An 11,191-nucleotide genomic window follows, 5' to 3' on the forward strand; every position below is an offset into this window, starting at 1 on the left:
ATGGTTTAGTATACGCTCATTTTCTATATATTTACTCTTGACTAATCGTAGGAAAGAGGCTAGGAGAAAACTGTGCTTTCTCCTAGCCTTATAAACCTCTGATGGGCAGTCAGGGGATCGAACCCTGGACCCACGGATTAAGAGTCCGTTGCTCTGCCAGCTGAGCTAACTGCCCATGACCTCTTAACAAGGTACTTTATTAATCTACCATCAATACTATGAATTGTCAACAGCTTTTGCTAAAAAAGTTTTCGGGACCTGTGCTATAATTGAGCTAGCTTAATTATGAAGGTTTTAAATTTTTAATCAATTATACCCAACGGAGGGATTATTGATATGGCGAAGAAAATTCTTGTTGTTGATGATGAAAAGCCAATTTCAGATATCATAAAATTTAATTTGGAAAAGGAAGGTTACGAAGTCGTTGTGGCCTTTGACGGCGAAGAGGCCCTGGAAAAGGTGGAGTCTGAGGACCCTGACCTGATTATCTTGGACCTGATGCTCCCCAAGATCGACGGCCTGGAGGTTGCCAAGCGGGTGCGGGCCAAGCACACAATGCCAATCATCATGGTTACGGCGAAGGACTCGGAACTAGACAAGGTTCTCGGCCTGGAACTCGGTGCCGACGATTATGTTACCAAGCCGTTCTCTAATCGGGAACTGGTTGCCCGAGTTAAGGCTAACCTGCGACGGCAGGCCACGCTGAAGGCCCCAGCGGAAGAGGATAAGAACAGCGATATCAAGGTCGGCGACTTGACCATCCACCCCGAAGCCTATACCGTCACCAAACGGGGTGAGAACATCAACTTGACCCACCGGGAGTTTGAGCTTCTCCACTACCTGGCCCAACACATTGGTCAGGTTATTAACCGGGAGCACCTCCTGCAGACCGTCTGGGGGTATGACTACTTCGGTGATGTCCGGACGGTGGACGTTACTGTTCGGCGGCTTCGTGAAAAGATTGAGGATAATCCAAGTCAGCCACAATGGTTGATTACCCGGCGGGGTGTTGGTTACTACTTAGCAAATCCCAATCAAAATTAGAGGCTGAACGGTTGTGAATAGCAAGTTAAAATTTTATCAATCGATTCGGGTAAAAATCGCCCTCGTGTTTGCGTTAATGCTGATGTTAACGCTGGAATGCGTCGGGGCGGTTTTTGTGCGTCAATTGGAGCATCAAAACCTGAATACGTTTAAACAAACCATTGAACTGCCGTCGTACGTTGACAATTCTCTGAGTGAACAACTTTCCCGGCCCAACAAGAAGAAGGCCAACCAGCAGATGCGGCAGATCCTGTCAGAAGTCAATAACAATAACATCTCGGAAATCCGGGTAATTGACAGTAAGAGGATCATCCGGAGCACCAGTACGAGTGACAACCGGGGAATCGTGGGCCAAAAGACTACCGATGGTACGATCAAGGCCACCCTGGTCAATAACCGGACCCACTCCGAAAACATTTATGATAGTTCCAACCATAACCGCTACTACGTTAACGTTATTCCCCTAAACGATAGCAACAATAACGTTGTCGGGGCGGTATACCTGCGGGCCAGCCTGGAAGGGGTCTACTCCAACATCAACAGTATTACCCTGATCTACCTATCGGCGGCCCTAATTACTATTGCCCTGAGTCTCTTCTTGGCCATCCTTATTTCCCAGGAAATAACGCGGCCAATTGAGGAAATGCGGAAGCAAACGTTGCGGATTGCCCGTGGTGACTTCTCTGGTCAGGTTCGGGTGATGGGAAATGATGAATTGGGCCAACTGGCCGGGGCGGTTAACAACCTTTCCGTGCGGGTTGAGGAGGCCCAGGAATCGTCGGATTCAGAACGGCGGCGGCTTGACAGCGTCCTGTCCCACATGTCCGATGGGGCCCTGGCGACCGACCGGCGGGGTAACGTGACCATCGTCAACAACATGGCCCTCCAGTTGCTCGGTGTTGACCACGAGGACGATTTGATTGGGAAATCAATCATTGACGTCTTAGACATCCGTCACGACTACACCGTCCGCCAGTTAATTAACACGGACCAGGAAGAAATGATCATCGACATGTCCAACGAGGGGAACGACCTGATATTAAACGCCTACTTCTCACCTATCCAGCGTGAATCAGGCTTTGTCAGTGGGCTGGTCTGTGTCCTTCACGACGTTACTAGCCAGCAAAAGGAAGAGCGGGAACGAAAGCAATTCGTTTCCAACGTTTCCCACGAACTCCGGACCCCACTGACCAGTGTCCACAGCTACGTCGAGGCCTTGAGCGACGGGGCCTGGCAGGATAAGGAGATTGCCCCGAAGTCCTTGACGGTGATTCAAAACGAGACTGACCGGATGATCCGGATGATCAACGACCTCTTGAGCCTGTCGCGGATGGATTCCGGGACCACCAAGTTGAACCTAGAATACGTCAATATTAAGGAGCTATTCAACTACATCCTGAACCGCTTCGACATGATCATTAAGAAGAACGAGAATGACGAAAATAGCAAGAAGTACACGATTGAGCGTTACTTCACCAGCAAGGACCTCTGGGTGGAAATTGATACTGATAAGTTCACCCAGGTAATTGACAACATCATGAACAACGCGATTAAGTATTCGCCAGACGGTGGTGTAATCACGACCCGCCTGCTGGAGACGCATAACCACGTTATCCTGAGTATCTCGGACCAGGGCCTAGGGATTCCGCGCAAGGACTTGGGCCGGATCTTTGACCGCTTCTTCCGGGTTGATAAAGCACGGAGTCGGAAGCAGGGTGGTACCGGGCTCGGCCTGGCAATTTCCAAGGAGGTTGTCAACATGCTCGGTGGCCAAATTTGGGTCGACAGTGTCGAAGGAAAGGGTTCGACCTTCTATATTTCACTGCCATACGTACCTTATGAAGAGGAGGATGACTGGGATGCTCAAGAAACTAAGGACTAACTGGTTATCATTTGCCTTAGCGCTTGTCGTAATCATCAGCCTGCTGATTTCCGGACTGGTCTGGACGAATCCTTTTCAATACGAGGGCGCCCGGCGTGACAACCTGATTCATTCGAACCAACAATTTACGACCCAATCAATGGGGGATGTTTACCTGCCAACCAGCCTGGTCCAGACTAACCGGCGGGGAAACCAGGCAATTTTGTATAACCCCCAGGTCAACCTGATCCGCAAGCTTAAGGTCAACATTCATAGTTGGCAGTTTGGTCGGGTTTCGACCGTCAAAAGCAATAACAGTGATGTCTACCTGAGTTACCTGCGGCGGCGTAACTCACTGATGATGAGTTACCCGGATGGGGTGCCGACGGTGGTCTTTAACGAGACCTTCTCCCAGTCGATCAATAGCGACCAGATTAACCAGATTAACCACATCGTGATTCCCCTGGGGGGGCCGCGGGAAATTTACCTGCTGAGTGACCACCATTACGGAGTTTACCGCTTGCGGCTCAGCAAGGGCAACTTTAACAAGGTTCAAAATATCGCTAAGGATGCTAACCGGATCCCCGTTGACCATAAAATCGTTAACGGGCAGACAGTAATGACCTACCCACGGGGCTTTAGCCTACCGACCTTTGCCTTTCAGGTAACCAACCAGAACATCGATACACTCTCGACGAACCTGATGAGCAGCAACCAGCACGCTAACATTACGACCAGCCATAATGGCAACAACGTCGTCTACTCAAACGGGACTAACCGGCGGATGACCTTTAACCAGGACCGGGGAACGGTCAACTACAAGGCCTTCTTGAACAACGACGATAAGCGGACCAACGAACAACTGTACTCGTACTTCTACAACCGCCTTGTTAAGACGGGGGTCCAGCTAAGCAACATCCGCTTTGACGGGGTCAACGACCACCAGCGGCGGTTAACCTACCGCAGCTACGTCGATGACTTTCCAATCTTTAACAACGACGGTTACGGGACGATCAAGTTACGCCTGACCCGTGGCGGGACCGAGCACTGCCAGATGAGTATTTACTCCGTCCAGGTGCCATTGCCAATTGACCAGCAGGAAGTCCGCCTGCCGTCAAGCACGGTCGTCTTTGACCAACTGCACGCCAGTTCCCACTTTAGGGAAGTTAAGGGCCTGCGGGTTGGCTACCTGTGGAAGACCGATAATAAGAACAAGAAGGTCGTTAAGTTAACACCATCTTACTTTGTGAAGTACCATGGTAACTGGATCAACTACACGGAATTGATTAAGTGAGGGGGCACGAAAATGAATTTTAAACGTATTCAATGGATTTTCCTGTTTGCCTTCCTTGCCTTCGATATCATCGTGGGCTGTGAGCTCCTTTTTCAGGGGAGCCGGTTCACCATTTCAAATAGTCAGCAGGGCCACCAGACCGCGGTCCTTAAGGAAATGCGGGCGGACTCAATTACCTATACGTCCCTTTCAAGGCATCAGCCTTCTGGTTACTACATTTCGGGAACCCGGTCCGGAGATGGGGGCCAACTTGAGCAGCAGATGACTAAGCTACGGAACCAGACCGCCCACTTCTCAGATAGCGAGCTCAACAGTGAATTTGACTCACCAATCAAGGTTAGTCACACTCACCCGGATGACCGGCTCAACCAGGTAATTAAGTCGGCCCGGCAAGTGCCGTTGGGGACAAAATACCGCTACAACGCCCAACTTTCTGACAAAAAGACGGTTGTCTACACGCAGATGGTTAAGGGCCAGCCAGTCTTAAATAATGATGGGCAGGTCCGTTTCCACCTTAATAACGGCAACCAGGTAACGGGCTACACACAGGGCTACATTGAGAACCCGATGACCCTCCAGCAACGGGCCACAGCGATTAGCCAGCAGCACGCGGTTATTTGGCTATACCGGCATAATCAGATTCCCAACGATTCACAGATTCGCTGGGCAATCCTGGGCTACACCAAACTGCTGACGACGAATAATCACGACCGGGCAGTATACGTCCCAACCTGGCTAGTGCAGATCAAGACGAAGACGTCTGACACGACCCAGCGGCTGAACGTCAACGCCTTTAATAGCACGGTGATGAAGACGTCACCGGACACCGTGAACATGGATAGTATTAAATAATTGTAAAAAGGGGAAATTATTGGTGACAGATACCGATTCATTACGTTACAGCATTCTAGCAAGCGGGAGCACCGGCAATGTGACCTACCTGGAGACCAACCACCACCGGATCCTGATTGACGCGGGCCTCAGTGGGAAGAAAATTGAGGGGTTGATGAATAAAATCAACCGCTCACTAGCCGATGTTGAGGCCATCTTTGTAACGCACGAGCACAGCGACCACTGCCACGGTGTCGGGGTCCTCGCCCGGCGGTACGGGATGGCCGTCTACGCCAACCAGGGGACCTGGGACGCGATGGCCAGCAAGGTCGGCAAGATTCCGGCAGACCAGAAGTTTATCTTTGCGCCTAACAGCGTCAAGGAATTTGGTGATATGGATATCGAGAGCTTTGCGGTTTCCCATGACGCAGCGGAACCCCAATTCTACCAGGTGCACCACGACAACAAAACTTTCTGCATCTTGACCGACACCGGTTACGTCTCCAGCCGGGTTGCGGGGACCATCAAGGATGCGGACGCTTACCTGATGGAATGTAACCACGATACGGAAATGCTCCGGATGGGCCCGTACTCCTGGCCTCTCAAGCAGCGGATTTTAGGGGATGAGGGCCACCTATCCAACGAGGAGGGGGCCGATGCCCTGATGAGTGTTGTCGGCCGGCGGACCAAGGAGATTTTCCTCGGCCACCGCAGCCAGCACAACAACATGCGGTCCCTGGCCCACCTCACCGTTGCCAGCATGATGGAGCAACACGATTTTGGCGTGGACCACGACTTCCGCCTCGATGACGCTGAGCCGGAGCAACCAAGCAAATTAATGGTCCTGTAACGGTTTATTCAAAGAAATTTCATAACTTTCCGGTAGGGTAAAAGTGAGATTTACTGATGGAGGAATGAGTAATGAAGGATGATAAACCAGTTAGTCGCCGCTTTTGGGCAAAGGTCGCCGGGGTCGGCTTACTAGCCGGCCTGATCGGTGGTGGCGTGACGCTCGGCATTAACGGCGCCATCCAGCACCACGAGGCCACTGTTAGTACCCGGGTACCGATGGGGTCAAACAAGTCCGGCGGGACCAAGGTAAACGGCAATAAGGCTAACCTGAACACCCAGTCGACGAAGGCCTATGATTCCGTCCAATCGACGGTGGTCAGTGTCCTTAACAAGCAGAAGGTCCAGCAGGGCAACGGTGCGCTGGGAATCTTCGGTACTATCCAGGGCGGGGACAGCTCGTCGTCAAGTGATAGTAACAAGCTGGAGACCGCCAGTGAAGGCTCCGGGGTTATCTACAAGAAGTCCGGCAACACGGCGTACATCGTTACTAATAACCACGTTGTTTCGGGGTCCAACGCCCTCCAAGTCATTCTGAGCAATGGCAAGAAGGTTGACGCCCAACTAGTGGGGGCGGATTCCGCTACGGACCTGGCCGTACTAAAAATCAACGCAGCCAACGTGAAGGAAGTTGCTTCCTTTGGGAACTCGAACTCAATCAAGGCCGGGCAGGATGTTCTGGCAATTGGGTCCCCAATGGGTAGTGAGTATGCCAACACCGTAACGAAGGGGATTGTGTCCGCAAAGAACCGGACCCTTAAGGCGGGAACCGATGGCACGCTGACGTCCGTTATCCAGACCGATGCGGCAATTAACTCCGGGAATTCTGGTGGCCCCCTGATTAATATGGCCGGCCAGGTAATCGGGATTAATTCAATGAAGCTCTCCTCCGATAATGATGGCTCCTCGGTTGAAGGGATTGGTTTTGCCATCCCAAGTAACGAGGTGGTCAGCATCATCAACCAGCTGGTCAAGAAGGGAAAGATTTCCCGGCCAGCACTGGGGCTGGGGATGGCCGACTTGAGCAGCGTTACTACCGACCAACAGCAGTCCGTCCTTAAGCTGCCAAGCAACGTCAATAAGGGGGTCGTGATCCTCCAGGTTGCTAACGGCTCGGTTGCTGATAACGCGGGCTTGAAGAAGTACGACGTGATTATCCAGCTGGGTGACAAGAAGATTAACAACACGAACGAATTACGGGCGGCCCTGTACAAGTACAAGGTTGGTGACACCACGAAGGTCACCTTCTACCGGAATGGTCACCAGCAAACGGCCACCCTCCACCTGACCAAGGAAGCCGCCAATACCGACGACAACCAGCAGGAAGATGATGGTGAATAAACAAGAAAGAAGCTGGGAAAAAAGCTTCAGAGTGCTCCGTAATCAATGGACTTGCTTCGCGGCGCTAGACACTAGGAGCACGCTTCGACGCGGAGCAAGCCTATTTGGTTTTTCCGCGATTACTGTGTAATATTCGGAAAACTAAAAGAGCATTAAGCCATGCTTTCCGTATTAATAGTGGTAGAATGGCTAATAACTTAATTTCGAAATAGGACGGTGAAATAAATGAACAATCGTAAATTTAAATACCCGGACACGAAGGCCTACGAATTCGTCGTTAGCCGCTTGAAGGAGCGGGGGGTTAACCTGGATGACTTAATTGACATTATCTACGAGTCGCAAATTGAATTTGAGCCCCAGCTAACCAAGGAACGGTGTACTGAATACCTGCAGGACGCCCTCCACAAGCGGGAGCTCCTTAACAATGCAATGGTCATGCTGGAACTCGACCGCCTGACCGAGAAGGGTGAGGTTGCGGAGCCGCTGTCGAGCATCATCGTCAATGACGCCGGTGTCTTCGGGGTTGATGAAACCCTGGCCCTGCAGATTGCCAACATCTACGGGACGATTGGGACGACCAACTTTGGTTATTTCGACCGGGTCAAGAAGGGGATTATTGCGAAGTACGACCACGACGGCCAACATGTTAACACCTTTATTGACGACCTCTTAGCAGCGATTGTTTCTGCGGTCGCTGGTAAGATTGCCCACAGTTACGCCTAACTAAAATGACTTCCTGCCTGTGCAAAAGTCGGTAGGGGGTCTTTTTTATTTTGCCCACTTTGTCGATAACCGGGACGGATTTTATCCGCAAATGCATTTTTAAAACCGAATGTTACCCGTTTATTTAAAGGTTAACATTCACTTAACAACGGTAAGTTGCTTAAATGCCACAAGCCGTGTTATTTTAGGGGAGAAATATGAAAGAAAAGCTGTTGATATTTTCTGTGGATAAGTTGGTGGATAACTAGTGGAAAATTTTTATTTTGGTAAACATTGCTGTGAAATCGGCACATTAGCGAATAAGAAAGTTATCCACAGGCAGCGGGGCTAGTGGTGGATAAGTGGAAAACTTTTCCACATTGCACCCGTTAAACGCTGCTATATCAACAACTATAGTTATCAACAGCGAACGATTGTTTTTGTGGATAACTGTGGATAAGTCCATTCTCAGAAAACGGTTTATTTGTGAATTAAGAAGCGAACATTCGGAGATATATTTCATCCCCAAATCAGCCTGTGGATAACTTTGTGGAAAACGTGTGGAAAGTGGTGGATATCTTGAATATCAAAATAATTGGTGTCGGTAAGTTAAAGGAAAAGTACTTTAAGGCGGGAATTGCGGAGTATGGCAAGCGCCTGGGCCGCTTTTGTAAGTTCCAGGTTGTTGAGGTGCCTGACGAAAAGGCGCCCGAATCCCTGAGCCAGGCCGAGATGGATGAGGTAATGGCCAAGGAGGGGGAGCGCATCCTCAACAAGATTAAGGACCGGGAGTACGTTTACGCCCTGGCAATTAAGGGTAAGGAACGGTCGTCTGAGGAGTTTGCCAAGGAGATCAACCAGCTGGCAACTTACGGTCACAGCGATATCACCTTTGTTATTGGCGGATCACTGGGACTGAGCCCGGCGGTTTTGAAGCGGGCTGACACCCAGATTTCCTTTGGCCGCTTCACCCTGCCCCACCAGTTGATGCGGTTAGTATTGAGTGAGCAGATTTACCGGGCCTTCACGATTATCAACGGCCTGCCTTATCACAAGTAGTAAGCGTAAGGTGTGACGGTCCTCTTTTCGTGAACTATACTGGAGCTGAGGTGATTATGATATGAAGAAAGTGGCAATTCTGATTGGTAGTGTCCGGCCCAACCGACGGAGCAAGCAGGTGGCCGACTGGCTGCGGGTCCAGTTGATGAAGAGTCAGCAGGTTCACTTCGATGTGGTTGACTTGAAGAAGGTTAACCTGCCGATGCTGGATGAACCGCACATCCCCTTCACCGGCCTCTACACCCATGCCAAGACCCGGAAGTGGAGTAAGTTAGTTCAGTCATATGACGGCTTTATCTTTCTCTTCCCCCAGTACAACTGGGGTTATCCAGCGGCCCTGAAGAACGCGATTGACTACCTGGCCAAGGAATGGCAGGGGAAGCCGGTTAGCCTGGTTACCTTTGGCGGTCACGGGGGCAGCCAGGCCCAGGCAGCAATGCGCCTAGTAGTCACTGGCCTCAAGATGAAGCAGCTGGCGGTCAACCCGCAAATCAGCTTGATGCCGGGTGACTCCCTGGCCACGGCCGATTATCGCCTGCATACCCATGATGATGAGGCGGCCCTGCTTCGTCAGGAATTTGAAAATGTCTTATAAGTAAGGGACTGTGACATAAGTTCCCCATATAGTTAAAAATGCTACAGCGTAGTACACAAAGGGGCTCTAGCGTTCGGAAAATCCGAATACTAGAGCCCTCTTTGTGCTTCCTAAAGACTTGCTTCACTTCGACGGGGGTTCTTTACAGGCTAGCTTCGCGTCGAAAGACGGACTAGCAAGCTAGTTCTGTCTCACTCCCTTTCTTTAACACTTGTGATAAAAATCGAGATTTACCACGTTAATACGTTTTGAAACCGCATTAGAATGCGATAAATCAAAGGAAACAGTTCGTGAAAATTGTTGCAAAGATCTCTAAAATGTGTAATTATTAGAACGTAAAAAATTAAAGAGAGAAGTTGTTATTTAATGGAACGTCAATTTGATTTTCTGATGCCAAGTGTTAACTTCTTTGGCCCCGGTGTTATCAAGAAGATTGGTGACCGGGCAAAGATGCTTAACATGCACAAGGTCCTGGTCGTAACTGGTGGCCACATCGTTAACTTGGAAAATGGTCCAGTTGCCCAAACTCTGGACTCCCTGAAGGCTGCTGGCGTTGAATACGTTGTCTTCGATGGTGCGGAAGAAAACCCAAAGATTCGCGACATCAAGAAGGGTAAGCAAATCTACCTGGACAATGGCTGTGACAGTATCATCACCGTTGGTGGGGGCTCTGCTCACGACTGTGGTAAGGGGATTGGTATTATCCTGACGAACGGTGACGACATTACCAAGCTTGCCGGTATCGAAACTCTGGAAAAGCCACTGCCACCACTGATGGCGGTTAACACGACTGCCGGGACTGGTTCCGAACTGACCCGTCACGCCGTTATCACCAACGAAGAAACCCACCTGAAGTTCGTCGTGGTTTCATGGCGGAACATCCCACTGGTTTCCTTCAACGACCCAATGCTGATGTTGGATATCCCACAAGCAACCACGGCCGCTACCGGTTTGGATGCCTACGTCCAAGCGGTGGAACCATTTGTCTCCGTTGACCACAACGACATCACCGATAGCCAATGTGAAAAGGCCATCAAGATCATCCAAAAGTACCTGCCAGAAGCAGTTGCTAATGGTCACAACGTAGAAGCCCGGACCAAGATGGTTGAAGGGGAAATGCTTGCCGGCATGGCCTTCAACAACGCCAACCTGGGTTACGTTCACGCCATGGCACACCAACTGGGTGGTCAATACGACGCTCCTCACGGTGTCTGCTGTGCACTGATGCTGCCAGTTGTTGAAGAATGGAACATCATCGCCTGCCCAGACCGCTTTGCTAAGTTGGCTGAAATCATGGGCTACGACACCACTGGCATGACTACGATGGAAGCCGCTCACAAGTCCATCGACGGGATGCGTGAACTGGCAAAGGCCATTGGTATTCCGGACTCCATCAAGGCTATTGGCGCAAAGCCAGAAGACTTCGAGTTGATGGCGGAAAATGCCCTCAAGGATGGGAACGCCTTCTCTAACCCTCGTAAGGGAACCAAGGAAGAAGTTATCAAGCTCTTCCAAAAGGCTTACGATGGTATTTATTAATTACTGATTTGAATAAAATAAAGGGGGTTGTGACAAAAAGCCTCTGAATCAGAAGCACCATTCGGAATTTAACAAA

At 50.4% G+C, this 11,191-nt stretch carries 10 protein-coding genes and 1 tRNA gene; 10 read left to right on the forward strand and 1 reads right to left on the reverse strand.

All coding sequences use genetic code 11. The features are described 5' to 3' along the window. Window positions 1-102: 102 nt before the first annotated feature. A tRNA-Lys gene (locus tag FD32_RS04315) sits at window positions 103-175 on the reverse strand. A 161-nt stretch (window positions 176-336) separates the two neighbouring features. Here FD32_RS04315 and yycF point away from each other — a divergent pair. The 10 genes from yycF to FD32_RS04365 all read left to right on the forward strand — a co-directional run bounded on the left by yycF (window position 337) and on the right by FD32_RS04365 (window position 11,115). Beyond that, window positions 337-1,044: a response regulator YycF gene (gene yycF, locus FD32_RS04320; protein ID WP_047769450.1), complete on the forward strand. Its 708-nt coding sequence runs from the start codon at window positions 337-339 to the stop codon at window positions 1,042-1,044. 13 nt (window positions 1,045-1,057) lie between these two features. Beyond that, window positions 1,058-2,926: a cell wall metabolism sensor histidine kinase WalK gene (gene walK / locus FD32_RS04325; protein ID WP_047769449.1), complete on the forward strand. Its 1,869-nt coding sequence runs from the start codon at window positions 1,058-1,060 to the stop codon at window positions 2,924-2,926. Further along, a complete protein-coding gene (yycH, locus tag FD32_RS04330) occupies window positions 2,904-4,199 on the forward strand; it encodes a two-component system activity regulator YycH (RefSeq protein WP_047769447.1) in 1,296 nt (431 codons plus the stop codon). Before walK ends, yycH begins: the two co-directional genes overlap by 23 nt. 12 nt (window positions 4,200-4,211) lie before the next feature. Then, the gene (locus FD32_RS04335; RefSeq protein WP_047769445.1) at window positions 4,212-5,051 is read left to right on the forward strand and encodes a two-component system regulatory protein YycI; all 840 of its coding nucleotides are present in this window, start codon (window positions 4,212-4,214) and stop codon (window positions 5,049-5,051) included. 22 nt (window positions 5,052-5,073) lie between these two features. Next, window positions 5,074-5,880, forward strand: coding sequence for an MBL fold metallo-hydrolase (locus FD32_RS04340; protein WP_047769443.1), 807 nt, complete (start codon window positions 5,074-5,076; stop codon window positions 5,878-5,880). Window positions 5,881-5,951: 71 nt separating this feature from the next. Further along, complete coding sequence (locus FD32_RS04345; RefSeq protein ID WP_047769441.1) at window positions 5,952-7,220, forward strand: S1C family serine protease; 1,269 nt, start codon at window positions 5,952-5,954, stop codon at window positions 7,218-7,220. 225 nt (window positions 7,221-7,445) lie between these two features. Next, on the forward strand, window positions 7,446-7,943 hold the full coding sequence (locus FD32_RS04350) for a phosphatidylglycerophosphatase A family protein (protein WP_047769439.1): 498 nt from the start codon (window positions 7,446-7,448) through the stop codon (window positions 7,941-7,943). A gap of 558 nt (window positions 7,944-8,501) precedes the next feature. Next, window positions 8,502-8,981, forward strand: a complete 480-nt coding sequence (rlmH, locus tag FD32_RS04355; protein WP_047769452.1) for a 23S rRNA (pseudouridine(1915)-N(3))-methyltransferase RlmH — start codon at window positions 8,502-8,504, stop codon at window positions 8,979-8,981. A 61-nt stretch (window positions 8,982-9,042) separates the two neighbouring features. Then, on the forward strand, window positions 9,043-9,576 hold the full coding sequence (locus tag FD32_RS04360; RefSeq protein ID WP_047769438.1) for an NADPH-dependent FMN reductase: 534 nt from the start codon (window positions 9,043-9,045) through the stop codon (window positions 9,574-9,576). 366 nt (window positions 9,577-9,942) lie between these two features. Then, window positions 9,943-11,115 carry an iron-containing alcohol dehydrogenase gene (locus tag FD32_RS04365; RefSeq protein ID WP_047769436.1) on the forward strand — a complete coding sequence of 391 codons (1,173 nt, stop codon included), beginning with the start codon at window positions 9,943-9,945 and terminating at the stop codon, window positions 11,113-11,115. Window positions 11,116-11,191 lie beyond the last annotated feature (76 nt).

The organism is Limosilactobacillus panis DSM 6035 (genome assembly GCF_001435935.1).
Classification (GTDB): Bacteria; Bacillota; Bacilli; order Lactobacillales; family Lactobacillaceae; genus Limosilactobacillus; species Limosilactobacillus panis.